The sequence below is a fragment of the Simplicispira sp. GW247-4R2A genome, from assembly GCF_059424465.1.
The window spans coordinates 100,671-126,338 of record NZ_JBWKZM010000010.1; the positions used below are offsets into that span (position 1 = coordinate 100,671).

22 protein-coding genes are annotated in these 25,668 nt (G+C 65.8%); 7 read left to right on the forward strand and 15 right to left on the reverse strand.

The window, feature by feature from the left end; all coding sequences use genetic code 11:
* Nucleotides 1–228: 228 nt before the first annotated feature.
* Nucleotides 229–1,155: a LysR family transcriptional regulator gene (locus AC07ZH_RS09025; protein ID WP_495199443.1), complete on the reverse strand. Its 927-nt coding sequence runs from the start codon at nucleotides 1,153–1,155 to the stop codon at nucleotides 229–231.
* A 71-nt stretch (nucleotides 1,156–1,226) separates the two neighbouring features.
* On the opposite strand from AC07ZH_RS09025, the gene metE reads away from it, so the two are divergent.
* A complete protein-coding gene (metE, locus tag AC07ZH_RS09030) occupies nucleotides 1,227–3,548 on the forward strand; it encodes a 5-methyltetrahydropteroyltriglutamate--homocysteine S-methyltransferase (protein WP_495199444.1) in 2,322 nt (773 codons plus the stop codon).
* Between the two features lie 36 nt (nucleotides 3,549–3,584).
* Here the strand turns inward: metE and AC07ZH_RS09035 are convergent, their stop codons facing one another.
* Nucleotides 3,585–5,066 carry a short-chain fatty acyl-CoA regulator family protein gene (locus AC07ZH_RS09035; RefSeq protein WP_495199445.1) on the reverse strand — a complete coding sequence of 494 codons (1,482 nt, stop codon included), beginning with the start codon at nucleotides 5,064–5,066 and terminating at the stop codon, nucleotides 3,585–3,587.
* Between the two features lie 107 nt (nucleotides 5,067–5,173).
* Here AC07ZH_RS09035 and AC07ZH_RS09040 point away from each other — a divergent pair, with 107 nt between their 5' ends.
* The 5 genes from AC07ZH_RS09040 to AC07ZH_RS09060 all read left to right on the forward strand — a co-directional run bounded on the left by AC07ZH_RS09040 (nucleotide 5,174) and on the right by AC07ZH_RS09060 (nucleotide 11,859).
* Complete coding sequence (locus tag AC07ZH_RS09040) at nucleotides 5,174–5,305, forward strand: hypothetical protein (protein WP_495199446.1); 132 nt, start codon at nucleotides 5,174–5,176, stop codon at nucleotides 5,303–5,305.
* Nucleotides 5,302–6,459, forward strand: a complete 1,158-nt coding sequence (gene prpC, locus AC07ZH_RS09045; RefSeq protein WP_495199447.1) for a bifunctional 2-methylcitrate synthase/citrate synthase — start codon at nucleotides 5,302–5,304, stop codon at nucleotides 6,457–6,459. Before AC07ZH_RS09040 ends, prpC begins: the two co-directional genes overlap by 4 nt.
* Before the next feature lie 25 nt (nucleotides 6,460–6,484).
* Nucleotides 6,485–9,097, forward strand: a complete 2,613-nt coding sequence (gene acnD / locus AC07ZH_RS09050; RefSeq protein ID WP_495199448.1) for a Fe/S-dependent 2-methylisocitrate dehydratase AcnD — start codon at nucleotides 6,485–6,487, stop codon at nucleotides 9,095–9,097.
* 288 nt (nucleotides 9,098–9,385) lie between these two features.
* Nucleotides 9,386–10,618, forward strand: coding sequence for a 2-methylaconitate cis-trans isomerase PrpF (prpF, locus tag AC07ZH_RS09055; RefSeq protein WP_495199449.1), 1,233 nt, complete (start codon nucleotides 9,386–9,388; stop codon nucleotides 10,616–10,618).
* Between the two features lie 377 nt (nucleotides 10,619–10,995).
* A complete protein-coding gene (locus AC07ZH_RS09060) occupies nucleotides 10,996–11,859 on the forward strand; it encodes an isocitrate lyase/PEP mutase family protein (RefSeq protein WP_495199450.1) in 864 nt (287 codons plus the stop codon).
* Nucleotides 11,860–11,886: 27 nt separating this feature from the next.
* Here AC07ZH_RS09060 and AC07ZH_RS09065 read toward each other — a convergent pair whose 3' ends face one another.
* The 11 genes from AC07ZH_RS09065 to AC07ZH_RS09115 form a co-directional block, all read right to left on the reverse strand.
* Entirely contained in the window at nucleotides 11,887–12,702 is an 816-nt protein-coding gene (locus AC07ZH_RS09065) for a TOBE domain-containing protein (protein ID WP_495199451.1), read from the reverse strand.
* A gap of 43 nt (nucleotides 12,703–12,745) precedes the next feature.
* Complete coding sequence (gene modD, locus AC07ZH_RS09070; protein WP_495199452.1) at nucleotides 12,746–13,618, reverse strand: ModD protein; 873 nt, start codon at nucleotides 13,616–13,618, stop codon at nucleotides 12,746–12,748.
* The gene (locus AC07ZH_RS09075) at nucleotides 13,615–14,490 is read right to left on the reverse strand and encodes a Rossmann-like domain-containing protein (RefSeq protein WP_495199453.1); all 876 of its coding nucleotides are present in this window, start codon (nucleotides 14,488–14,490) and stop codon (nucleotides 13,615–13,617) included. The genes modD and AC07ZH_RS09075 overlap by 4 nt, the downstream gene beginning before the upstream one ends.
* On the reverse strand, nucleotides 14,484–15,287 hold the full coding sequence (locus tag AC07ZH_RS09080) for a class I SAM-dependent methyltransferase (RefSeq protein WP_495199454.1): 804 nt from the start codon (nucleotides 15,285–15,287) through the stop codon (nucleotides 14,484–14,486). The genes AC07ZH_RS09075 and AC07ZH_RS09080 overlap by 7 nt, the downstream gene beginning before the upstream one ends.
* A complete protein-coding gene (locus AC07ZH_RS09085) occupies nucleotides 15,284–16,114 on the reverse strand; it encodes an ABC transporter ATP-binding protein (RefSeq protein WP_495199455.1) in 831 nt (276 codons plus the stop codon). The genes AC07ZH_RS09080 and AC07ZH_RS09085 overlap by 4 nt, the downstream gene beginning before the upstream one ends.
* Nucleotides 16,111–17,172 (reverse strand): FecCD family ABC transporter permease, encoded by a 1,062-nt coding sequence (locus AC07ZH_RS09090; protein ID WP_495199456.1) that lies wholly within the window; start codon nucleotides 17,170–17,172, stop codon nucleotides 16,111–16,113. The genes AC07ZH_RS09085 and AC07ZH_RS09090 overlap by 4 nt, the downstream gene beginning before the upstream one ends.
* Nucleotides 17,173–17,245: 73 nt before the next feature.
* A complete protein-coding gene (locus AC07ZH_RS09095) occupies nucleotides 17,246–18,301 on the reverse strand; it encodes an ABC transporter substrate-binding protein (protein ID WP_495199457.1) in 1,056 nt (351 codons plus the stop codon).
* Nucleotides 18,298–18,855: a DUF2478 domain-containing protein gene (locus tag AC07ZH_RS09100; RefSeq protein ID WP_495199458.1), complete on the reverse strand. Its 558-nt coding sequence runs from the start codon at nucleotides 18,853–18,855 to the stop codon at nucleotides 18,298–18,300. The genes AC07ZH_RS09095 and AC07ZH_RS09100 overlap by 4 nt, the downstream gene beginning before the upstream one ends.
* Before the next feature lie 21 nt (nucleotides 18,856–18,876).
* Nucleotides 18,877–20,922 (reverse strand): TonB-dependent receptor plug domain-containing protein, encoded by a 2,046-nt coding sequence (locus AC07ZH_RS09105; RefSeq protein ID WP_495199459.1) that lies wholly within the window; start codon nucleotides 20,920–20,922, stop codon nucleotides 18,877–18,879.
* 222 nt (nucleotides 20,923–21,144) lie between these two features.
* Entirely contained in the window at nucleotides 21,145–21,636 is a 492-nt protein-coding gene (locus AC07ZH_RS09110) for a dihydrofolate reductase (RefSeq protein ID WP_495199460.1), read from the reverse strand.
* Between the two features lie 13 nt (nucleotides 21,637–21,649).
* Nucleotides 21,650–22,468 carry a thymidylate synthase gene (locus AC07ZH_RS09115; RefSeq protein ID WP_495199461.1) on the reverse strand — a complete coding sequence of 273 codons (819 nt, stop codon included), beginning with the start codon at nucleotides 22,466–22,468 and terminating at the stop codon, nucleotides 21,650–21,652.
* Nucleotides 22,469–22,768: 300 nt separating this feature from the next.
* Between AC07ZH_RS09115 and AC07ZH_RS09120 the strand changes: the two genes are divergently transcribed.
* Complete coding sequence (locus tag AC07ZH_RS09120; protein ID WP_495199462.1) at nucleotides 22,769–23,788, forward strand: carbohydrate kinase family protein; 1,020 nt, start codon at nucleotides 22,769–22,771, stop codon at nucleotides 23,786–23,788.
* A 23-nt stretch (nucleotides 23,789–23,811) separates the two neighbouring features.
* Here the strand turns inward: AC07ZH_RS09120 and AC07ZH_RS09125 are convergent, their stop codons facing one another.
* Both AC07ZH_RS09125 and AC07ZH_RS09130 read right to left on the reverse strand, forming a co-directional pair.
* Nucleotides 23,812–25,230 carry an FAD-binding oxidoreductase gene (locus tag AC07ZH_RS09125; protein ID WP_495199463.1) on the reverse strand — a complete coding sequence of 473 codons (1,419 nt, stop codon included), beginning with the start codon at nucleotides 25,228–25,230 and terminating at the stop codon, nucleotides 23,812–23,814.
* 34 nt (nucleotides 25,231–25,264) lie between these two features.
* Entirely contained in the window at nucleotides 25,265–25,636 is a 372-nt protein-coding gene (locus AC07ZH_RS09130) for a DUF2069 domain-containing protein (RefSeq protein WP_495199468.1), read from the reverse strand.
* Between the last annotated feature and the right edge of the window lie 32 nt (nucleotides 25,637–25,668).

Consider the following 25,668-nt stretch of genomic DNA (forward strand, 5'->3'; position numbering starts at 1 on the left):
CAGCTTATCAATACTATCAAATAGATAGCTTCTAGCGCTTATGGGATAAGCGTTGTAGGCCTATTTACCCAAATATTGACGCACCTACGCCGACCGCTGTGATGGCCGGCCCTTCCCCACGATGCAGGCAGCGCACCAAGGCCGTGCCTAACCGCTCGGCATTGGGGTTGAAGCACGCGTTTCCCTGCGGGAAATCGTCCTTCGACCCCAAGCCTGCGCCGCTCGCGGCTACAGCAGCGCTATCCCCGGAAAGTTCTTGAAGCAGGTCTCGCGTGTCGTCTGCACGAAGTCGGCCATCCACGGGCGGGCGCTGGTGGTGGCGGTGCTGGCCATGTAGAGGCGCCCGGTCAAGCCTGCCGGGCCGACGGGGCGCGCGGCAATGTAGTGGCGGTCGAGGTAGCCCTGCACGGCCCAGCGGGGCAGGGTGGCGATGCCGCGGCCGCTGGCCACCAGTTGCAGCATGGCAACCGTCAGCTCAGTGGTACGGCGGTGTGCGGGCGCCACGCCAGCGGGGGTGAGCACCTGGCGCAGGATGTCGAGCATGTCGTCGGGCACCGGGTAGGTGATGAGTGTCTGGTCGGCAAAGTCTTCGGCGGCCAGGCGCGCCTTGTCGGCCAGCGGGTGGTGGTTGGCCAGCAGCGCCAGAATCTCAAAGCTGAACAGTGGGTGGAAATCCACCGCCTCGTCGGGGTCGGGCTCCGAGACGATGGCGACCTCGGCGCGGTCTTGCAGCAGCAAGGCAATCGGGTCGGGGTGAAAGCCCGAGACGATGTCCAGCTCGATCTCGGGCCAGCCGGTGCGAAACGCGTCCATCGCCGGCATCAGCCAGTCAAAGCAGGTGTGGCACTCGACCACGATGCGCAGTTGCCCGGCCCCTGCCTGGCCCAGGCGGGCGACATCGCGCTCGGCCTCTTGCACTTGCGGCAGCAGGGTGTCGGCGAGTGTGAGCAGGCGCAGGCCAATGGCACTGAACTGCGGCGGCACCGATTTGCGCTCGAACAGCGCGCCGCCGAAATGCGCCTCCAGCTGCTTGATCTGGTGCGACAGGGCCGATTGCGTCAGGTGCAGCAATTGCGCAGCGCGCACCAGGCTGCCGGTATCGCGCAGGGCAGCGAGGGTGCGCAGGTGGCGGATTTCAAGAATCGATTGCGTCATGAAATTGATTCAAGTTGATCTTGGATATTTTTCGTTTGAATAATAAACGCAGAAGTTCGACCATCGTGGTTATGAAAACACTTCGCACACATACCCTTGGATTCCCCCGCATGGGCGCCCACCGCGAACTCAAATTCGCCCTTGAAAAACACTGGCGCGGCGAGATCGGCGAAGCCGCGCTGGAGGAGGTCGGCGCCACCTTGCGCCAGGCGCACTGGCAAGCCCAGCGCGATGCCGGCCTTGCCTTCGTCACCGTGGGCGATTTCGCCTACTACGACCATGTGGCCAACCATATTCAACTGCTGGGCTGCGAGCCCACGCGTTTTGGCTTTGCCGGGACCGAGTCGGAGCTGTCGCGCTATTTTTCAATGGCGCGCGGCGTGACGGGTAAGGCGCAGCACAGTGGCTGCTGCGCGAGCCACGCCCAAGGTTTTGCGCTGGAAATGACCAAGTGGTTCGACACCAACTACCACTACCTGGTGCCCGAATTCTCAAGCACCACGGAATTCAAGCTGGCGTCTACCCGCTTGTTTGACGAAGTGGCCGAGGCCCAGGCGCTGGGCCACCCTGTCAAGGCGGTGCTGCTCGGGCCGCTGAGTTTCTTGTACCTCGGCAAAGAGAAGCAGGCCGGGCTGGACCGCCTCTCACTGCTCGACGCCTTGCTGCCCGTGTACGAACACATCCTCACCCGGCTCAAGCAGCAGGGCGTCACCTGGGTGCAGGTGGACGAGCCCATCCTGGGCCTCGACCTGCCCGCCGACTGGCGCAACGCCTTTGAGCGCAGCTATTGGCAACTGGCCCGCTCGGCGCCGCACATCCTGCTGGCCACCTACTTCTCACCGCTGGAAGACAACCTGCGCCTGGCCTGCCAGCTCCCCGTGGCCGGCCTGCATGTGGATGCCGTGCGCGCCCCGCACGAACTGGTCGGCGTGGCCGACTGGCTGCCTGCACACAAGGTGCTGTCGGTGGGTATCGTCGATGGCCGCAACATCTGGCGCACCGACGTCGATGCCGCGCTGAAGTGCCTGCGCCCCGTGGCCGACAAGCACCGGGGCGAGCTCTGGCTGGCCCCCTCGTGCAGCCTGTTGCATGTGCCGTTCAGTCTGGAAGCCGAGCAAACATTGGACGCCGAGATCCAGTCCTGGATGGCCTTTGCCATGGAAAAACTCGGTGAATTGCGCCTGCTGCGCGCTGCGCTGGACAACGGCACGGCGTCCGTCGCCGGGGAGCTCAACGTCAGCCGCAGAGCCATCGCTGCGCGGCGTGCCAGCCCCCGCGTACACCGTGCCGATGTGCGCCTGCGCCTGGCGCGCGCCACCGATGGCGACGAGCGGCGTGCATCAACCTTTGTCCAGCGCCAGCGCCAGCAGCGGGCACGTTTTGCGCTGCCGCCGCTGCCCACCACCACCATCGGTTCGTTCCCGCAGACGCCGGCCATTCGCGCCGCCCGCGCCGCCTTCAAGCGCGGCGCGCTGGGCGAGGCGGATTACCGCCAGAAGATGGAAGAAGAAATCACCCTGGCGGTGCGCGAGCAGGAAGCCCTCGGCATTGATGTCCTGGTGCACGGCGAAGCCGAGCGCAACGACATGGTCGAATACTTTGGCGAGCAGCTCGACGGCTTTGCCTTCACGCAAAACGGCTGGGTGCAGTCGTACGGCTCGCGCTGCGTCAAACCTCCGGTGATCTACGGCGACGTGGCCCGCCCCCGCGCCATGACAGTGGCCTGGACCGCCTTCGCCCAGAGCCTGACCACCAAGCCCGTCAAAGGCATGCTGACCGGCCCCATCACCCTGCTGCAATGGTCTTTTGTGCGCGACGACCAGCCGCGCAGCGTCACCACCGAGCAAATTGCCTGGGCGATTCGCGACGAAGTGGTCGACCTGGAGCGCGCCGGCATCGGCATCGTGCAAATCGACGAGCCCGCCATCCGCGAAGGCCTGCCCCTGCGCCGCGCCGGCTGGAAGCCCTACCTGGCGCAGGCCACGCGGGCGTTTCGCATCAGCGCCTCGGGCGTGGCGGACGACACGCAAATCCACACCCACATGTGCTACTCGGAGTTCAACGACATCCTGCCCGAGATCGCCGCCATGGATGCCGACGTGATCACCATTGAAACCAGCCGCTCCGACATGGAGCTGCTGCGCGGTTTTGGCGATTTTCAGTACCCGAACGAGATTGGCCCAGGCGTGTACGACATCCATTCACCGCGCGTGCCCACGCAGGACGAAATCCTTCGCCTGATGCGCAAAGCCGTGGCGGTGGTGCCGCGCGAGAACCTGTGGATCAACCCCGACTGCGGCCTCAAAACGCGCGGCTGGCCCGAGACGCGCGCGGCGCTGGCGAGCATGGTGGGTGCGGCCAAGGTGCTGCGGGAAGAGCTCGCGGCAGGGTAAGAGCTAAGAGCTTGTTCAAAGGGCCAAGCGGCCGGGTCAGCGCCGTATGCGGTGCACGCCCGTGGGCGCAGGGGGCGGGGCCATGGGGGCAGGCGGCGGTGCCTGCTCTACCGAATACGGGGAAAACCAGCTCTCGTTCTCGTTCACCCGCAGGGGCTGGCCGACGAACGGAAAGGCCCGCTGCGGGCAGGCGGTGCGCTCGCAGACCTTGCAGCCCATGCCGATAGGCGTGGCCGCGTTGGGGTCCTTCAGGTCCAGGCCTTTGGAGTACACGAGGCGCGGCGCGTACTGGATGTCGCAGCCCAGGGCAAGCGAAAACGTCTTGCGTGGCGAGCCATAGCCGCGCGCGCCATGCGAGACGCTGCGGGCGATCCAGAGGTAGGCCCGGCCGTCGGGCATGCTGGCCAGTTGCGGCAGCACGCGTCCCGGTTGTGAGAACGCCTCGTACACGTTCCACAGCGGGCAGGTGCCGCCGGTCTTGGAAAAGTGGAAGTGTGTCGCCGACTGGCGCTTGGAGATGTTGCCCGACCGGTCCAAACGCATGAAGAAAAACGGCACCCCTGGTGCGCCCGGGCGTTGCAGCGTGCTCAGGCGGTGGCACACCGTCTCGAACCCCACGCCGAACTGCTGTGCCAGCTGGTCGATGTCGTAGCGCAAACTTTCTGCGGCCTGAAGAAACTTCGTATAGGGCAGCAGCAGGGCGCCCGCCACGTAGTTCGCCAGGCCGATGCGCGCCAGCATCTGGGCCGCGGGGTTGTCGAAGGCCGCTTCGTCGACCAGGGCCTGTATGGCGGCGTCCATGTCGAGCAGGGCGAGCTGCGTCGCCAGCTGAAACGCTTGCTGTCCGGCTTTGAGCGTGGGCGAGAGGTACAGCACGCCGCTGTGCGGGTCAAAGCGGCGCTGCTGCCCTGTCTGCTCGCCGTCCGACGGCACCACGCGCACGCCGTGCCGGGTCAGCAGGCGCTGCGTGAGCCAGTTGCCAAGCGTTTGGCCAGAGGCCTGTGCCTCCTGCGCCAGCGCTTCGGCTGCGGTGTCGAGCCCGTGGAAGTAATTGCGGTAGACAAAGAAAAAGTCCTGCACCGCCTCGAATGAGGTGGACCGCACGCTGGTCATGGCATCGCGGCCATCGCCTAGTTCCAGCGACAGGGCTTCCATGCGTTGAATGGCTTCCATCTGGCGCCGGTGCAGTGCCAGGATGGCGCGGCCTACCTTGGGCAGTTTGCTGGCCAGCTCCTGAAGGTCGGGCAGGTCGATGGCCTCTTGCGCCGGGTTGTCGGCCAGCGCATCGCGCAGCTGCGCCACCAGCCGCGCCACCTCGTCTTCCGAGAACTGCTGGATGTCCACCCCCAGCGTGCGGTGGATCTTGAGCAGCACCGCCACGGTGAGCGGCCGCTGGTCCTGCTCGATCTGGTTGAGGTAGCTGGGCGACAGGCCCAGTGCATGCGCGAACGCCACCTGTGACATGCCGCGCTCGGCGCGCAGGCTGCGCAATCGCACCCCCATGAACGTCTTTGCCATTGTCGCCTTTCGGTATTCGCAAAATTTGCAAAATCGCAGAATTCATTCGCAAAACATCGCCAATTCAGTGATTTCATGGGCGATTAGTCTTGCGTACATTGCGAATTATGACCAATCCTGCAAACGCTTTGCAAGCGACAAAAGTTGTCTTCCGCGAACATGCCAACGCGAGCAGAACCCTGTTGGGTGGGCCGGTCATTTCGATTCCCGCCGCTTATCTTTTCAAGGAAACCGCATGACCGATCTCAGCCAACCCGCGGGCTTCAAGCCCAAGAAGTCCGTTGCCCTCTCGGGCGTGACGGCCGGCAACACCGCCTTGTGCACCGTGGGCCGCACCGGCAATGACCTGCACTACCGGGGCTACGACATTCTCGATATGGCCGAGACCTGCGAGTTTGAAGAAATCGCCCACTTGCTGGTGCACGGCAAGTTGCCCACCGCCGCGGAGCTGCGGGCGTACAAGGCCAAGCTCCAATCCATGCGCGGCTTGCCTGCCAGCGTGAAGCACGCGCTGGAACATCTGCCTGCCAGCGCCCACCCAATGGATGTGATGCGCACGGGCGTGTCCACGCTGGGCTGCGTGCTGCCCGAGAAGGACGACCACAACCTGCCCGGCGCGCGCGACATTGCCGACCGGCTGATGGCCTCGCTTGGCTCCATGCTGCTGTACTGGTACCACTGGAGCACGCAGGGCAAGCGCATTGCCGTGGAGACAGACGACGACTCGATTGGCGGGCACTTTTTGCACCTGCTGCACGGCCGCACGCCGCCCGATGCCTGGGTGCGTGCCATGCACACCTCGCTGAACCTGTACGCCGAGCACGAATTCAACGCCAGCACCTTCACCGCCCGGGTCATTGCCGGCACCGGCAGCGACATGTACTCGTCCATCGCCGGCGCCATTGGCGCCCTGCGCGGCCCCAAGCATGGCGGCGCCAACGAGGTGGCGTTCGAAACCCAGAAGCGGTACGACCATGCCGACGAAGCCGAGGCCGACATCCGCCGCCGCGTCGAGGCCAAGGAAGTGGTCATCGGCTTTGGCCACCCGGTCTATACCGTCAGCGACCCGCGCAACGTCGTCATCAAGGGCGTCGCCAAATCGCTCTCGGAAGCAGCGGGTTCCACCAAGATGTTCGATATTGCCGAGCGGCTCGAGACCGTGATGTGGGAGGTGAAAGCCATGTTCCCCAACCTCGACTGGTTCAGCGCCGTGAGCTACCACATGATGGGCGTGCCCACCGCCATGTTCACGCCGCTGTTCGTCATTGCACGCACCAGCGGCTGGGCGGCGCACGTGATCGAGCAGCGTGTGGACAACAAGATCATCCGCCCCAGCGCCCACTACACCGGCCCCGAAGACCAGTGCTTCGTACCGATTGCCGAACGCGTGTGAGCCACCCACAGAACGAGCCAGCCCCATGACAAGACCCCATCAACAACCGCTGCCTGGCACGGCCTTGCAGTACTTCGACGCACGCACAGCCGTGGACGCCCTCCAGAGCGGCGCCTGGGCGCAGTTGCCCTACACCTCGCGCGTGCACGCCGAAAACATCGTGCGCAAGGCCGACCCCGCCACCGTCACCGACAGCCTCAAGCAACTGATCGAGCGCAAGCGTGAGCGCGACTTCCCCTGGTACCCCACGCGCGTGGTCTGCCACGACATCCTGGGCCAAACGGCGCTGGTGGATTTGGCGGGCCTGCGCGACGCCATTGCGAAGGAGGGCGGCGACCCGGCGCAGGTGAACCCGGTGGTGCCGGTGCAGCTCATCGTCGACCACTCGCTGGCCGTGGAGTGCGGCGGGTTCGACCCCGATGCGTTTGAGAAGAACCGCGACATCGAAGACCGCCGGAACGTCGACCGCTTTCACTTCATCGAGTGGACGAAGAAAGCCTTTGCCAACATGCAGGTCATCCCCGCGGGGAACGGGATCATGCACCAGATCAACCTGGAAAAAATGTCCCCCGTGGTGCATGCGGTCGATGGCCTGGCTTATCCAGACACCTGCGTAGGCACCGACTCGCACACCCCGCATGTGGACGCGCTGGGCGTCATTGCCGTGGGCGTGGGCGGGCTGGAAGCCGAGAACGTGATGCTCGGGCGCCCGTCGATGATGCGGCTGCCTGAAATCATTGGCGTCGAGCTGACCGGTACGCGACAACCCGGCATCACGGCCACCGACGTGGTGCTGGCGCTGACCGAGTTTTTGCGCCAATCCAAAGTGGTGGGCGCCTACCTGGAGTTCTACGGCGAAGGCGTGCCGGGCCTGACCATTGGCGACCGCGCCACCATCTCCAACATGGCGCCCGAATACGGTGCCACGGCCGCGCTGTTTGCCATCGACGCGCAAACGCTGGCCTACCTCACGCTCACCGGCCGCAGCGCCGAGCAGGTGCAGTTGGTGGAGACCTACGCCAAGGCCGCAGGCTTGTGGGCTGACAGTTTGAAGGCCGCCGTGTACGAGCGCGTGCTGCGCTTTGATGTGTCGGCCGTGGTGCGCAACCTGGCCGGCCCGTCGAACCCGCATGCCCGCGTGGCCACGGCCGACCTGGCGGCCAAGGGCATTGCCGGCGCGTGGGCCATGCCCGAAGCAGGCGAGGGCACCCTGCCCGATGGCGCGGTGATCATCGCGGCCATCACCTCGTGCACCAACACCTCGAACCCGCGCAATGTGATCGCCGCCGGCCTGCTGGCACGCAACGCCAACCGCCTGGGCCTGGTGCGCCAGCCCTGGGTGAAATCGTCGCTGGCGCCCGGCTCCAAGACCGTGGAGCTGTATTTGCAGGAAGCGGGCTTGCTCACCGAACTGGAGCAGCTCGGCTTTGGCATCGTCGGCTTTGCCTGCACCACCTGCAACGGCATGAGCGGCGCGCTGGACCCCCAGATTCAGCAGGAGATCGTGGACCGCAAGCTGTTCACCGCCGCCGTGCTCTCAGGCAACCGCAATTTCGACGGCCGCATTCACCCCTATGCCAAGCAAGCCTTCCTGGCGTCGCCGCCCTTGGTGGTGGCCTATGCGCTGGCGGGCACGGTGCGCTTTGACATCGAGAAGGATGTGCTCGGCGTGGTGAATGGGCAAGAGATTCGCCTGCAAGACATCTGGCCCAGCGACGCAGAAATCGACGCCATCGTGCGCAGTGCGGTCAAGCCCGACATGTTCCGTGCCGTGTACGAACCCATGTTTGCCATCCGCAAGGACAACGGCGAAACCGTAAGCCCGCAATACGCCTGGCGCCCGCAGTCCACCTACATTCGCTGCCCGCCGTACTGGGACACCGAGGGCATTGGCGCACTGGCCGCGAACCCGCGCACGCTGGCCAACATGCGGCCGCTGGCCCTCCTGCCCGACAACATCACCACCGACCACCTGTCGCCCTCGAACGCCATTTTGCGCAGCAGCGCTGCGGGCGAATACCTGCACGCCATGGGCTTGCCCGAGGAAGACTTCAATTCCTACGCCACGCACCGCGGCGACCACCTCACCGCCATGCGCGCCACCTTCGCCAACCCCACGCTGAAAAACGAAATGGTGCGCGACAAGGAGGGCCACGTGCAGGCCGGTTCGCTGGCCCGCGTCGAGCCCGAAGGCCAGGTCATGCGCATGTGGGAGGCCATCGAAACCTACCTGGAGCGCCGCCAGCCGCTCATCATCGTGGCCGGCGCCGACTACGGCCAAGGGTCGTCGCGCGACTGGGCCGCCAAGGGCGTTCGGCTGGCGGGCGTCGAAGCCATTGCGGCCGAGAGCTTCGAGCGCATCCACCGCACCAACCTGATCGGCATGGGCGTGCTGCCGCTGGAATTCCTGCCTGGCACCACGCGCCTCACGCTGGCGCTGGATGGCACCGAAACCTACGCCGTGCAGGGCAAGTTGCAGCCCGGAGCGCAGGTCACGCTGGTCGTCACGCGCAAGAATGGCGACATGCTGCACGTGCCCATGACCTGCCGCCTGGATACGGCCGATGAAGTCTCGGTGTACGAAGCGGGCGGCGTGCTGCAGCGCTTTGCGCAAGACTTTCTGGCGCGGAAGCCATGAGCCAAACGGTGCTGCCTGGCCCACTGCTGCCCTGTGCCCAGGGATTGGCAGCACATGCGGCGCAGGCATTGGGGTCAGACCACGATTTCGCGCAGCGAAACTCGTGTTCTGACCCCAATCCCGGACCATGGCACGCAGCCTCATTGACCGCGACATCCCGGCCCAGCCTCTGCCCGCAAAGTGCCCAGACATGAAATTGAGTCAAATCGGCCTCTAGCGCTTATCCCATAAGCGCAAGCAGCTATCAAATCAATACAACACCTCTTCGCCTGCCCAAAGCTCTCGCCCATGACCCCCTTCGCCCCCCAAATCAAAATCCCCGCCACCTATCTGCGCGGCGGCACCAGCAAGGGCGTGTTCTTTCGCCTGCAAGACCTGCCGGAGCCCGCCCAGCAACCCGGCCCGGCGCGCGATGCCCTGCTGCTGCGCGTGCTCGGCAGCCCCGACCCGTATGGCAAGCAGATCGACGGCCTCGGCAACGCCTCGTCCAGCACCAGCAAGGCCGTCATCCTCAGCAAGAGCACCCGCGCCGACCACGATGTGGATTACCTGTTTGGCCAGGTCGCCATTGACAAACCCTTTGTGGACTGGAGCGGCAACTGCGGCAACCTCTCCGCCGCCGTCGGCCCCTGCGCCATCCACATGGGGCTGATTGATGCCGCGCGCATTGCGAAAAACGGCGTGACCACCGTTCGCATCTGGCAAGCCAACATCGGCAAAACCATCGTTGCCCACGTGCCGATGACCGAGGGCCAGGTACAGGAGACGGGCGACTTTGCGCTCGATGGCGTCACTTTCCCGGCCGCTGAAGTGGCGCTGGAATTCATGGACCCGGCGGACGAGGGAGGCTGTGAGGGCGGCGGCGAGGGCTGCGGCGCGATGTTCCCGACGGGCGCATTGGTGGACGTGCTTGATGTGCCCGGCGTGGGCCGCTTCCCCGCCACGCTCATCAACGCCGGCATCCCCACCATTTTCCTGAACGCCCACGACCTGGGCTACACCGGCACCGAGCTGCAAGCTGCCATCAACACCGACCCGCAAGCGCTCGCCCGGTTCGAAGCCATCCGCGCGCAGGGCGCCCTGCGCATGGGGCTGATCGAAAACCTGGGCGAAGCCGCCACGCGCCAGCACACGCCCAAGGTTGCTTTTGTCGCCCCGCCGGCCGACTACACGGCGTCCAGCGGCAAACCCGTCAAGGCCGGCGACATCGACCTGCTGGTGCGTGCCCTCTCCATGGGCCAACTGCACCACGCCATGATGGGCACCGCCGCGGTCGCCATTGGCGTGGCTGCCGCCATCCCCGGCACGCTGGTCAACCTGGCGGCTGGCGGTGAGGGCGGTAAGGATGGCGTACCACGCCAGTCCGTGCGTTTCGGCCATCCCTCGGGCACGCTGCGCGTGGGCGCCGAAGCCGCACAGGCGGGCGGCCAGTGGCAAGTCACCAAGGCGCTGATGAGCCGCAGCGCGCGCATTTTGATGGAGGGTTGGGTGCGGGTACCAGGGAATGTGGTGGAGGTTTAACGAAAAACCCAACAGCCCCCACAGAGCAAGTGGCGTTTCGCTCGCCTGCACAGCACGGGCAGATCGCTCGAATCAGCGGACGGCATGCGGCGCAGATCCCGCCGGGCGCCTGTGGCGACCAGCAGTTCACCCACCTGCTCAAACATTCATATTTGATAGCTATCAGCGCATATCCAGTAAGCGCTAGGGAGCCTTTGCACGAATCGTCGCGCCGTGTGCATCTGCGACCTCGGGCGATCTGCAGCGTTGCAAATCCTCGCGATAGCTACGGCTATCGCTGCGGTTTGCGCCTTGCAGCTCATCCCGGGCCGCAGCGCCCACTTGCCACGCGATTCGTGCAGAGGCTCCCTAGAGCCCATTTTTCTTAAGGAAATGACATGAACACCAAACAACAACTCAAGGCCCTTGTCAACGCACGCCGGGGCATGCTGGTGCCCGGCGCATTCAACGCACTCTCGGCCCGAGTGATTGAAGACCTGGGTTTCGAGGCGATCTATGTGACCGGCGCCGGTGTCACCAACATGTGGTTCGGCCTGCCGGACCAGGGCTTCATGGGCCTGCATGAAATTGCCGAGCACACGGCGCGCATTCGCGATGCCGTCAGTCTGCCGCTGATCGTCGACGCCGACACCGGCTTTGGCAACGCGCTGAACGTGCGCCACACCGTGCGCGTGCTCGAGCGCGCCGGGGCCGACTGCATCCAGTTCGAAGACCAGGTGGCGCCCAAGCGCTGCGGGCACTTTGCCGGCAAGGAGGTGATTTCGACCGAAGAGGCCGTGGCCAAAATCAAGGCGGCGGTGGATGCGCGCCATGACAGCAACCTGCTGATTCTGGCGCGCACCGACGCCTGCGCGGTGCAGGGGTTCGAGGCCGCCATCGAGCGCGCACAGAAGTTCAGCGAGGCGGGGGCGGACATTCTGTTTGTCGAGGCCGTCACCACGGCCGAGCACATTCGCACGCTGCCGCAGCGCCTTGGCAAGCCGCAACTCATGAACATGGTGATTGGCGGCAAGACACCCATCGTTGGTGCCGAGGAACTTGCGCAGATGGGCTACGGCATCGTGCTCTACGCCAACGCCGCGCTGCAGGGCGCCGTGATGGGCATGCAAAAAGCACTCACCGTCCTGCGCGATGAGCGCTCGGTGCGCGAAGACTCCGGCTTGGTGGCGCCGTTTGCCGAGCGCCAGCGGCTGGTGGGAAAGCCGGCGCTGGATGCGCTGGAGAAGCGCTACGCGGTTTGAGGATAGGGAGGTGGGTTGCTGCCCGCCTCAGGCAGGTGCCCCGATGATCACGCTGGACGCTTTGAAAATGGCGGTGGCTTCGCCGCCCACAGCCAGCGCCAGCGATGTGGCGCTCTCGTTGGTGATGATGGCTGCCACCGCGCCGCCACCAGGCAGATCGATCACCACCTCGGTGTTGACGGCGCCCGGCACCAGCCGCGAGATGCTGCCCGTGAGCCGGTTGCGCGCGGAAAATTGGGCTTCGCCAGCGTCGGTGACGATGACGATGGAAGATGCCTTGATCAGCGCAAAGGCCTGCGCGCCCACTTCCAGCGCCAGGCTCTCGGCGCTTTCGTGCGTGACGATCGCGACGATCTTGTGGCCGCCTGCGGCCTGAATTTCGATTTCGTCGTTGACGGCGCCGCGCTGGACGCGGCTGACGGGCCCGCTGAAATGGTTGCGTGCACTGGTTTTCATGCTGATGCTCCGAATCAATAAAAAATCGTCTGCGATGCCTTCGGCCTGCTCGCTCAGCTGTGCGATGAAGCGGCGGTGTGCGTTCTCGATCAGCTGGAAGTTTTCAACCAACTGCACGCCACGGCGCGTGAGTACCGTGCCGCCGCCGCCCTTGCCACCTGCGAGCCGCTCCACCAGGGGCTCGCCGGCCAGGTTGTTCATGGCGTCGATGGCATCCCACGCGGCCTTGTAGCTCATCTGCATGGCCTTGGCCGCGTGGGTGATGGAGCCGCGCTCGGCGATAAGTGCGAGCAGCGCAATGCGCCCTTTGCCGCCCAGGTTTTCGCCGCCCACTGTCATCCAGACGGAACCGCCAAGTTCAATGCGTTTGTCGGGTGAAGGCGTCATGGTGGCTCGCAAAGGGTCAGGATAAAGCGCCAGTGTAGGTCGCCTAGAGCGGCTCGACCCGCAGACCCACGTCCGCCGGAGGCGCATGGTGCAGGCTGCTGGTGACCAGTGCATTGACGCCGCTGGCGGCGTAGGCGGCGGCGTTGTGCCCGGTCACGCCACCGGCGGCCAGCAGCCCGACGTTTGGGTGCTGCCCGCGCAGCTGCGGGCACCATGCGCGCAACTGCTCTGGGGTGGCCTTGTCGAATTGCAGCACGTCAGCGCCAGCTCGGATGGCGGCAAAAGCTTCTTCCAATGAAGCGACTTCAATCACGCATTGCTTTTCGGTCAGTGCCGGAGCTGCGGCCGCCAGCCGCGCCTGCACAGCCGCCCAGTCACCCAGCAGGGCCCGGTGCTGTGGGAACACCAGCACCGACTCGCCCACGCCCAGCCGGTGCGGAAAAGCGCCGCCACTGAGCGTGGCCTTGAGCGCAATGCGCCGCAGGCCCGGCGCGTGCTTGCGCGTGGTCAGCACCGCCACGTCGGGGGCGATGGCCTGCACCGCCTGCACCATGCGCGCGGTGGCGCCAGCCACGCCACAGGCATATTCGAGCAGGTTCTGCGCCACCTTCCACGCGCGCAGCAGGCCAGCGGCCTCGCCCGTAGCCACCAGCAGCGCCGTGCCAGGCGCCACACGCGACCCACTGGCCACGCAGCTTTGTACTTGTCCGCCGCAGTGTTGCACCAGACGCGCAGCTTCTTCGGTGCAGGCGGCCACCGTATCGCCGCGCACGATAAAGACCATGCGCGCAGGGTGCCCGCCAATGGCCAGCAGGTGCGTGGTGAGGTCGAGCAGCGGCGCATCCTCCGCAATCCAGGCGTCGATGGTGGCGTGGTCGAAAAAGACGGAAGGCAGGGCGGCCGGCACAGTGGTCATGGGTTCACGCACAGGCAGACGCGTTCCACCGATTTGCCAAAGAAGTGGTAGCCCGAGCCACCTTCGGACAACAGATCCAGCAGGGCATCGGCGCCTTGCACGCGTGTGCCGCCCACCACCGTGGCGCCCCGGCGGGCGAATGGCCCTGGCCACAGGGTGGCTGTGGGGCCCACCACGGCGGCCTGCACGCCAGAGCGCAGGTGCTGCAGCAGGCCGTCGAGCGTGCCGTTGATGAGCGTGGTGCCGGTGGTGATGAGCACATCGGCCTCGGCAATCGCCTGCGCCGCGCGCTCTTGTGGGATGTGAAACACCAGCTCGTCCGGGCGCAGGGTAGAAAGGTCCAGCTCCAGCACGCCAAACGACTGGCCACGTTTGCGCAGCTCACGTATGTAGGGCACGAAGGCGCCCACCAGCACCACGCGATGGCCAGGCGCGATGTTGAGCGCGTCAAAGGCGTCGCCACTGCGCACCTCGGAAGCGTGGGGCGGGCCGTCACGTTGCCACAGGGTTTCGGCCAGCGCGTTGAGCGTAGCGATGGCCAGGGCACGGCGCAGGTCTTGTGAGCGATAGAGGTCTTGCAGCAACTGCACGGCATTGCGCCCTGCAATCTTGCCCGGCACTGGCATGGCCATGGCAGAGCTGGGGCAACACACGGCCTCGGGCACGCTTTTGATGGGCGTGGCGCACAGGCCGCCCACACCGTTGGAGAGTTTGACGCCGGTGAAGAAAACGCCGATCACTGCGTGTTCGATGCAGAGCTCTTGCGCGGCCTCTGGGCCCAGGGCGGTGACCACCTCGGCGTGCAGTTCGGCCAGCAGGGCTTCGCTCTGTGGTGCGTCGGAAGCTTCGGGGCGTGCCTGTGCAGTCAGCATGGTGCTTTCTCCCATGAAATGATGGCCCAGCGCATTGGCATTCCCTTGCGCTCCTGCGGCGTGGCGCGCTCGTACCAGGTGCGCAGGCGCGCAAGTTCGTCGGCTTCAAGGTCTCCTACCGACCAGGCCATGCGGCGCGCGAAGTCGTCAAAGTCCACCGCATCGGCCAGCCGGTTTTCGTGTGCGATGTAGTCCAGCCGTGGGTGGATGCCCATGCGGTGCAGGATGTTGAGCAGGTAGATGTAGTCGGGCACGCTGGGCACCTGGCGGCCGATGACGGCCTGGAGGGCAGGGTCGGTGAAATGGCCGCCCACCAGGTGCGTGAGGTAGACGCGCAGCCTTGCCTTGGCGTGCAACTGCTCCAATGCGGTGGCGATGTCTTCGACCGTGGTGGAGCGTGATGCCACGACGATGTCGCACTCGGGCACGTCGCTCCAGTCGTCTTCCCAGGCGCAGTGCAGGGTTTCGACGTTGGCAAGCTGCATCTCCGCCGCTTTGGCACGCATGGCGCCCAACATGGCGCTGCTGTAGTCCAGGCCCACCACGCGCTGCAACTGGTGGGCCACGGCCAGGCCGATGGTGCCGGGGCCGCAGCCCACGTCCAGCAGCGAGGTAGCGCCGTGCAGATCCATGCGCGCCACAAATTCCTCGGCATAGCGGCTATTCAGGGCCTTGCTGGCCTTGCTGGCCATGCCGGCGGCGCGGCTGTCCCATGCGCTAGCGGTTTTGCGGGTTCGGGCGGTGGTGGCCAGGTGGTCGCGGTACAGGCGGCCAAAGTCGATGGCTTCGATGGTCATGGAGTGGTTTCCGGGGGATGGGATATGGCTGTGGTGGTGCCCAGGCTGGCGGCGAGGCTCATGGTGACAGCGCGTTCGCTCACGCCGTACAAGGTGGCCAGGCGTTCGGGTGTCGCGGTGCTGGCAGGCGTGCCGATGGCCACCAGGCAGCCACCGCCGAGCAGGGCAATGCGATCGGCAATGCGCAGCGCGTGTTCGGGCTGGTGGGTGGAGAGCAGCACGGCCATGCCTTGCTGGCGCAGCTTGGAGATGTGTTCGAGCACGCGGATCTGGTTGCCAAAGTCGAGGCTGGCGGTGGGCTCGTCCATCACCAGCAGCACGGGCTCTTGCGCCAGTGCGCGGGCGATCAGCACCAACTGGCGCTCGCCGCCGCTGATGGCGGTGTAGATGCGCTGGCGCAGGTGTGCAATGCCGAGGGTGTGAAGGCAATGCTGGGCATGGTCGCGGTCCTGCTGCGCAGGCGCTGCAAAACGGCCAATGCGGGCGGCGCGGCCCATCAGCACCACGTCTTCGACCGTGTACGGAAAGATGCCGGCATGCGCCTGCGGCACATAGCCCACATGGCGCGCAAAGGCGCTGCGGGGCCAGGCAGACACGGGCTCGCCCAGCACCCGCACCTCGCCCGCCAGCGGTGCCAGCAGGCCCAGCAGCGTGCGGAACAGTGTCGTTTTGCCGCTGCCATTGGGGCCGAGCAGGCACAGCACTTCGCCGGGCATCATCGCAAAATCCAGGTCGCTGCCCACGCGCCGCTGGCCGTGGCCGATGGTGAGGGCGCAGGCTTGCAGCACCGGCACGGTGGTTGTGGCCGGTGGTGGCGCGGCGCTCATTCGCCCCGCCCCGGCCGCGCCAGCAAGAACAAAAAGAACGGTGCGCCCACCAGCGCCGTGAGGATGCCCAGCGGCAGCTCGATGCTGGCAGCGGTGCGTGCCAGTGTGTCGGTGGCTACCAAGAAACCGCCGCCCAGCAGCAGCGACGCTGGCAGCAGGCGCGCAAAGTTGGGCCCCACCAACAGCCGCGCCACATGGGGAACCACCAGGCCAATCCAGCCGATGATGCCGGTCAGCGACACCGCCGCCGCCGTGCTCAAAGTGGCAGCCGCCACCAGCAGCAGACGCAGGCGCACGACGGAGATGCCCAGCGCCTGCGCTTCTTCGTCGGCCAGGCTCAGCAGGTTCATGCGCCAGCGCAAGAGCGCCATGGGTACCAGGCCCACCAGCATGACCGGCGCCGTCACCGCGAGGTCGGCCGTGGTCACGGCGTTCAGGCCACCCAGCAGCCAGAAGGTGATGGAAGGCAGTTGCGTGGTCGGGTCGGCCAATATCTTGATGAGCGAAATGCCGGCGCCCAATAGCGCGCCCACGGCAATGCCTGCGAGCACCAGTACCAGCACCGGGTCGTGCCGCCGCACCAGCCCCGACACGCCCACCACCGTGCCCACAGCCAGAAGCCCACCGATAAAAGCCAGCGCCTGCACCACCGCCAGCGGCAGGCCCAGGTAGATGCCCAGCACCGCGCCCAACCCGGCACCGGCCGACACGCCCAGGATGTCGGGCGAGACCAGCGGGTTGCGAAACATGCCCTGGTAGGCCGCACCCGCCGCCGCCAGCCCCGCGCCCACCAGCAACCCTGCGGCGACGCGCGGCAGGCGGATATTCCAGACCACCGTTTCCTGGGCGGGCGTGAGGCCCGACTCAGTGCCCGACAGCCGTGCCCACACGGCGCGCAGCAGGTCGGCCGGGGCGATGGGGAACTTGCCCAGCGCAAAGGCGGTGACCACCACGGCCAGCAGCAGCACACCCGCCACGGCCCAGGGCAGCCAGATGGCCGGGGCGGGCGGGCAGAGCGCGGCGCTCGCCTGCTGGGCCTCTTTCACGCAGGTAGTCATAGGTGTATAACTACCAAATTAATAGCTGTTTGCGCTTTATACATAAGCGCTAGAGGCCAATTTCTCATCAATTTCACGCCGCACCTTCCAGCAAGGCCGCCACCGCTTTCGGCGACAAATCTGCGCCGTAGAACAGGCGGTAAAAGCGCTGCACAGCCACGGGCAAAGGTTCGAGCGAACGCACCGCCGGGTGTGCGGGGTGCAGCAGTTGCACCAGCCAGTGCACTCCGATGAGCCGGTTCACGCCGGGCGGGCCATCGAGCCAACCAAACGGCATGCTGGGCGCGCAGTGCACGCGGCGCTTGCGCACGGCGGTGAGCGATTGCCACAGCGGGTCGCTCAAGGCACGGCGCGTAAAGGCAGGGTCTTGGGTGACGATGACCTCCGGGTCCCAGCCCAGGATCTGCTCCATCGAGACGCGGGTGAGTGAGCCCTTGCCGGCGGCAGCGGCAACATTGCGGCCTGCGGCAAAGTCCAGCAGTTCCAGGTTAATGGAGCCGTCCAGCCCGGTTTCCAGCCCATCGGCGCTGCGGCCAAAGTACACGCGCGGTCGCTCGGCCAGCGGCACACTGGCGCGGACCTGAGCGGCCAGCGCCAGTGTGGCGTCGGCATAGGCGGCCAGGCGCTCGCCGCGTTCGGCCACGCCCAGCAGTTGCCCCACCTCGCGCAGCTGCGCCGCGTGGTCGGCCAGGCGGCCGTGCACCAGCACGCAGGGCAGGCCGGTCTGCTCGGTCACGCGCCGGGCGGCCGAGATGTAAGTGGCGTCGGCCGTGCCGGAGTCGAGGATCAGATCGGGCTGCAACTGCACCAGGGTTTCCATGGGCACCGTGCTGCCCCGCCCGGCCAGACGCCCGACAAAGGGAAGACCCTGCAGTGGCGCACCGAGCAGGCCACGGGCGGCGTCGCTCAACTGCAGCGGCCAGCCCACCAGTTTGTCTGGGGCCAGAGCGGCCAGCAGCACGCCCGCAGGCGCACCCGCTGCAAACACCCGGCGCACGCGCTCGGGCGGTGGCAGCTTGCCAAAGCGGGCAGCGATGGTGCTGCCCGTCGGGCCTGCCCAGGCGGGTACTCCCCACCAGGCAGCTGCCAGCCAGGGCAGGCCCGATTGCAACCAATGGCGCCGTTTCATCGCTCTATCGCTCCTATCGTGAGTTGGGGGCTTTGTATGCCCAACAGGGTGAACCAGCTTTGCAGTGCAGACAGGCGAGGCGGCAGTTCTTCTCCTATTCCCCCGGTAAAGCGGCGCCAGTCCTGTAAATGCTTTTCACCCACCACCGTCAGCAGCGGGCGCTCCTCGGCCATCAGCACCAACAGCTCGGCAGCAAAGCCACCGCCCGCGGCCTCCAGCGCGCCAAAGCGGTTGGTCACGGTCAAATCGACCCGATCGCGCAGCGCCTGGCGCAGCGCACCGCTGGCTTGCGCCACACCGGCAGGGTCGATGCAGCACGATTGCGACTGCGCACCCAGGTCTTGCGAGATGGAAAACTCTTCGCCCGTTCGCACGTCTTGCAACAGCATCCACTTGGCGCCTCCGGGACGCACCCGGTTGGCCTGCACCACGCCGCCCACGCACCAGCCCTGAGCCTGGAGGCTGCTGCAGAAGTCGACGAGCAAGGTGTCGGCTCCGCCGAGATGGTCCGGGTGCACGATGGCGGCCAGAAGGGAAGGTTGGGTGACGCTCATGGCTTGGTCCTACCTGCGTTCTCAGAAGCGGTAGCTGCCACGGACAAACCAGGTGCGGCCCGGTAGCGGGAAGCCGTCCGACAGTTCATACCACTTGTCGCCCAAGTTGTTCACGCCAAAGTCCAGCGCCATGTCCTTGCGCGGCTTCCAGATGGCTTTGACGCCCACGATGCCAAAACCGCCCAGGTCGCGGTAAGCGGTCTTGCCGGAAGCGGCGACCGCCACCTTGCGGCCCTGCTCGGCTTCGAGCGTGGTGCGCAGTTCCCAGGTGTCGCTGGGCGCCCAGGTCAGCGCCGTGTACAGGCGGTGGCGCGGCGTGTCGGTGAGTTGCACACTGGAGTCGCTCAAGTTGCGCCGTGCCAGATAGGTGTAGGCACCGGTCCAGGTCCATTGGCTGGCAAGCGCCTGGTCCAGTGACAGCTCGAGTCCCGCGTTGCGCGCACGGCCCACGTTTTGCGCCTGCGCGCAGAGGTTGCTGCCTACGCCACAGGTGCCGGTGGGCGCTGCCACATAGACGTTCTGCATCAGGTCGGTGATGCGGCTGTAGAACACGTCCGCCTGGCCCTTGCCGCCGGTCCAGGGCGAGCCTTTGATGCCCAGCTCCAGGTGGTTGGCTACCTCGGGCTTGAGGTCGGGGTTGGGCAAAGCCGAGCCCAGGCCGGCGGAGTAGCGGTCCTTGATGGTAGGAAAGCGCGTTTTGTGCGAGGCAATGGCATAGGCCTCGCTGCCGTGGTCGCCCAGCAGGCGGGTCAACTCGAGCAGGCCATTGGTTGCGCTGGTGGAGCCAGTGGGCCAGTAATACACCTTTTTAGCGTCGCGCTTGTCGTGCGACAGGCCCACGCGCAGGCGCCAGTCTTTGGCCAGGGCAATACTGTCCTCTACCGCCAGCGAGGTGGTGACGTCCCGATAGTTCTTGGTGGGGGACGATGGGTTGGAGTCTTCGTGCTCGTCTTCCTTGAGATGCACAGCCAGGTGCAGCTCATGGTTGGCCACCGCATAGTTGGCGAGTTCCAGCGAGGCACCGGTCGAGCTGTCGTTGTAAGCGCTGGGGAAGCTGGTGTTGTTCAGCTGCGTGCTGTAACTGGCATCGCTGAACGCAAGAATGCTGTTTTTGTAGGTGTCGTGGTACACCCGGGCCTTGAGCATGTTGTTCTCGTTGATGCGGGTGCTGCTGATGAAGTACAGGCTGTCCTTGTCCCAATAGGGCCACTGCCAGTAGCGGATGCCGCTGGTGGACTGGCCGGTGTATACCGGATTGCCTTTTTCGCCGTCCTGGTTGACATAGCCCAAGGCATATTCGTCGGTCGCGTTGGGTGTGAGCCCGATCTTGAACGACAGGCGCTGGTCCGTGCGGTAGGCGTTCTCGCGCTGGCTGCCGGTGTCCGTGGGTTTGGCCTTGTAATCCTTGAATCCCTTGGGCAGCGGGAAGCCGTCGGCATCCAGGTACGACAAGCCCAGCTGTGCGTACCACGTGCCTTGCTGGGTGCCCAGGTTGAGCGCCCCCATTTTTTCGGAGCCCGAGCCCACGCCCAGGCGCATATCGCCCTCAAAGGCGCGCACCGGTTTGCGGGTTACCAGGTTAATGGCTCCGCCCAGGGTGTTGGGGCCGTAAAGCAGCGAAGCGCCGGCACCGGCAACACGGATTTCCGATAGGTCGAAGGTGGTGAATCGGCCAAAGTCCACATACCCGTCGTAGGGCACATAGAGGGGTACCCCATCGACAAACATGGGCACCTGGCGCGAATCGAAGCCGCGCAGGTACACCGTATCTTCATTGCGGCTGTTGTGCGACAGGCTGACGCCCGGCAGTACCGCAATAGCCTTGCCGACGGTGTCGTGCTGGTCCTCGGCAATCTTCTCCTGACTCAGTGTGGCTTCAACACCATCGCTGGTGTCGGGCCGCTGCCCATTGACTTCCACCGTGCCGAGTTGGAACACGCCGTCTGCTGCGCGTGCCGGCACGGTGACCGAAGCGATGAATGCCACCAGCGCCAGGGCAATCGGGCGTTTGGGGCAGTGAGGTCGGGACGGGTGTTGGAGGCGCAGGTGCGGAGGTTTGATTTCCATAGTTTTCCCCAGTTTTCGAAATATAAAAAAGTATATAACGATGTGTGCAAGGGAATTTTCTGTCGTAATATATGAGTCTATATTTTGAACTAAATCAAAAAATGAACGCCCTGTGATGCCAGCGCGCCACAGAATGGGTCATGCTGTTTGGAGGGCGGCAGGCGCTGGCGGCGAGCTACACCGTCTCAAGCAGAGCGCAAGCCGTGCAAGGGCAGGGTGGTTTCAGCGCCTCGCCCGCTCATAGCGCACAAAGCTCAGCGGCGTGCCGTCTTGCGCCAGCATGTGCTCGCGGTGCTGCTCGACCCATTCCGGGCCGAGTTCGGGTGCGTAGGCGTCGCCGGCGTATTCGCGCTCGATCTCGGTGACTTCAACGGCATGGGCCAGCGGCAGGGCCAGTGCGTAGATCTGCGCGCCGCCAATCACCCACACGGTGTCAGAGGACACGCATAATTGTAGCGCCTCACCCAAGCTGGATGCGCGCTGGGCGCCATTTTCACGCCAATTTTCCTGGCGCGTGACGACAATGTTGCGCCGGCCCGGCAGCGGGCGAAAGCGCGTGGGCAGCGAATCCCAGGTCTTGCGGCCCATGACCACCGGGCAGCCGCTGGTCAGGCGCTTGAAGTGCGCCAGGTCTTCCGGCAGGTGCCAGGGCATATGCCCGTCTTTGCCGATCACGCCGTTGGCGGCGCGGGCGTAAATGAGGTTGACTTGCATGCTATGCGGCCATCTAGACCGCCACCGGCGCCTTGATGGCGGGGTGGTGTTCGTAGTTCAGTATTTCGAAATCTTCCAACGCGTAATCAAACAGCGTGGCGGGCCGGCGTTTGATATGCAGTTGCGGCAGCGCATACGGCGTGCGCGCGAGCTGGGTGCGCACTTGCTCTTCGTGGTTGCTGTAGATGTGGCAGTCGCCGCCGGTCCAGATGAAGTCGCCCACATCCAGGTCGCATTGCTGGGCCACCATGTGCGTGAGCAGGGCGTAGCTGGCGATGTTGAAGGGCACGCCCAAAAAGATGTCGGCGCTGCGCTGGTAGAGCTGGCACGAGAGCTGGCCGCGGCCGCCCGGTTCGGTCGCGGGCGCCACGTAGAACTGGAAGAAGGCATGGCAGGGCATGAGAGCCATCTTGTGCAGCTCCGCCACGTTCCAGCTGCTGACGATGATGCGGCGCGAATCGGGGTTGGTCTTGAGCGTCTGGATGACCTCGCTGATCTGGTCGATATGGCCGCCGTCCGGCGTGGGCCAACTGCGCCATTGCACGCCATAGACCGGGCCCAGCTCACCGTCTTCGCCCGCCCATTCGTTCCAGATGGTCACGCCGCGCTCGGTCAGCCAGTGGTTGTTGCTGGAGCCGGTGAGGAACCACAGCAGTTCCAGGATCACGGATTTGAGGTGCACCTTTTTGGTGGTCACCAGCGGGAAGCCTTCGCGCAGATCGAAGCGCATCTGGTAGCCGAACACGCTTTTCGTGCCGGTGCCGGTCCGGTCGGATTTGTGCACGCCGTGCGTGAACACATGGCGCATGAGGTCTTCGTACTGGGATGGCATGGCTGACTTTAGGGCTGGCGCAAAGGGCGGGTGAAGAGGAAAGCGCCTTCGTTTGGGCGCGGCCGCAATTGTGGCAGCGGGTTGCCAGGGCAAATTCTAGGGGCGATGGGCGATGGGTGCTTCGCTCACAGCGCCAGGGCATTCCTCCTGGAGAGCCGCAATCAGACAGGCCGTCCATGAAAGATTTGCGGGGGCTGGTCGAGCAATGTCTGTTCCTGCTATAGGGTGTCTGGGCCCACAATCCTTCCCGCCGTCGGTCGTAGCCAGCCAACGTTTTGACTCTTTCGCCGCTCGTTCACCATGCCCGTTCCACTCTCTATTCAGATCGCCGTCGCTGGTGAAGCCCTGATCGATCTTATCCAGACCCCTGGCGGCAGCTACCTGCCGTGTCCCGGCGGTGCGCCGTACAACCTGTGCCGCGCGTTGGCGCGCCAAGGCGTGGGCACGCTGTACCTCAACCCGCTCTCGCGCGACCACTGGGGGCGCGAGCTTGCCGCCACGATGGAGGGCGATGGCGTGCAGTTGGCGTGTCCGGAGCCCGTACAGGAAGTGACTTCGTTGGCGGTGGTCAACCTCACGCCGCAGGGGCAACCGGATTACGCGTTTTACCGGGAAGGCGTGGCCGACCGGATGGTGGATGCTGCCGGCCTCACGCAGGCCTGTGCGCAGCACGCTGGCTTGCGCTTGGTGTGTACCGGCGCGCTGGCGCTGGGCGCACGCGACGCCGGCATCTACCTGCCCTGGCTGCGCGGCCAGCGCGCCGCGGGGTGCTGCGTGGTGGTCGATGCCAACCTGCGCCCGTCCGTGATGCCGGATCTGCCCGCCTACCGGGCGCATGTGCGCGAAGTGCTGGCGCAGGCCGATGTCATCAAGGTCAGCGATGAAGACCTGGAGCATCTGGCCATGCCCGGCGCGAATCCCCTGGAGCGGGCGCGCCACCTGATGGACACGGCGCCGCACACCCATTTGTTGGTGCTGACACTGGGCGGCGCCGGCGCCTGGCTGCTGCACCGCGAGGGTGGGGCGTACTTTGCCAGGGAAGCCCAGCCGCTGGCGGTGGTCGACACCGTGGGCGCGGGCGATAGTTTTCTGGCGGGGCTGCTGGCGCATCTGTTGCACCAGGCGCAGGCCGCGTCTGGTGCCAGCTTGGGCGCGTTCCTTGCCGGCTTGGCGGGCGAGCCCTGCCGGCAGGCCTTGCGCCATGCCCTGGCCAGTGCCAGCCTGTGTGTGCAGCAGCAGGGCTGTGTGCCGCCCGGCTGGCAGGCAGCGCAGGACTGGGCGAATGCGCACCCAGCCCAGATGTCCACAAGCGCCGACTGACGCGTTAGAGCGTGAACACGTTCTTAGGGTTTCAGCACCCGCCCCGGATTCATCAGCTTCTGCGGGTCCAGCGCCTGCTTGATGCTGCGCATCATGGCCAGCGCCACGGGCGACTGGTATTGGCTGAGGGTATCGACCTTGAGCGCGCCCACGCCGTGCTCGGCGGAGAACGAGCCACCAAACTGCGCCACGGCGGCATAGACCAGGTCGTTGACGTCGCCCTCGCGCTCGCGCAGGAAGGCGGCGGCGTCGCACCCCTCGGGCGCCTGCACGTTGTAGTGCAGGTTGCCATCGCCCAGGTGGCCGAAGTTGACCAGGCGCACGCCGGGAATCTCGCGCGCCAGCCGTGCGTCGGTGTCGGCCACGAAGGCGGGGATGCGAGAGATAGGCACCGAGATGTCGTGCTTGATGTTCAGTCCTTCCTGCGCCTGCGCCAGCGGAATGCTCTCGCGGATGTGCCAGAGCTGTTGCGCCTGGGCGATGCTTTCTGCCACCACGGCGTCGAGCACGCAGCCGGCTTCGAAGGCGGATTCCAGCAAGGACTCGAAGCGCGCGCGGGCGTGTTCCTCGGATTCGCTGTCGGAATTTTCCAGCAGCACGCCGTACTGCGCCGCTTCCTGCTCCAGAAACGGCACGCGCAGCTGCGGCATGTGCTTGTCCACCAGCGAGAGGGCAAAGCGGCCCATCACCTCAAAGCCCGTCAGGTCGGCGCCCAGGCTGCGCTGCGCCAGCGAGAGCAGGGCCACGGCCTGATCCATCGAGGGCACCGCTGCCCAGGCCGTCAGGCGTGCGGCGGGGCGGGGGAAGAGCTTGAGCGTAGCGGCGGTGATGACGCCCAGCGTGCCTTCGCTGCCAATCATCAGATTGCGCAGGTCGTAGCCGGTGTTGTCCTTGCGCAGGCCCTTGAGGCCGTTCCAGACCTCGCCCTGCGGCGTGACCACTTCAAGCCCCAGGCACAGTTCGCGCGTGTTGCCGTAGCGCAGCACCTGCGTGCCGCCGGCGTTGGTGCCCAGGTTGCCGCCAATGGTGCAACTGCCCTCGGCGGCGAGCGAGAGCGGGAACAGCAGGCCGGCCGCTTCGGCGGCGGCCTGGACGTTTTGCAGCACGCAGCCGGCTTCCACCGTCATGGTGAGATTGGCCTGGTCGGTATCCCGCACGGCGTTCATGCGGGTAAGGCTGAGCACCACCTCGCGGCCCGAGGTGTCGGGCGTGGAGCCCACCGACAGGCTGGTGTTGCCGCCCTGCGGCACCATGGGCACGCCAAAGGCCGCGCAGGCGCGCACCACGGCGGCGACCTCCTGCGTATTGGCGGGACGCACCACGGCCAGGGCCTTGCCGTGCAGGCGGCCGCGCCAATCGCGCTCGTAGGCGCTCAGGTCGCCTTCGGTCAAGACATGCGCCGGCCCGACCAGGCTGCGCAGGGTGGCTAGAAAATCGGACATGGAAATAGGGAAATGGAGGCCTGGAGGCTCGGGTTTACAAGGTGGCAGGCGCGGCGGCGGCCAGCGGCGCGGGTTTGCGCAGGCGCAGTCGGATGTGCGCGGTGCAGGCGGTGAACAGCACGGTGCACAGCGCCACTTCGGCCCATGCCAGCCAGTTGCTTGGCGGCCGGTCGCTCCAGCCGCGCACGATGCCTTCGGTGAAATACAGCCAGACCATCAGGCTGACCCAGCGGTAGGTGTACATGCGGTTCTTCAAAAAACCGGCCAGCGGTACGCACAGCGGCAGCGCCTTGAGCGCCAGCCACGAGCCGCCGGGCCGCAGGGGGGCGAGCCACAGCTCCCAGGCCAGGCTCAGCACAATCAACGCCAGCAGGCTGGCGACCGCCACGCTGCGGGCACGCCGCACGGCGGCGGGGGCAGCATTGGGCTGGTAGGGTG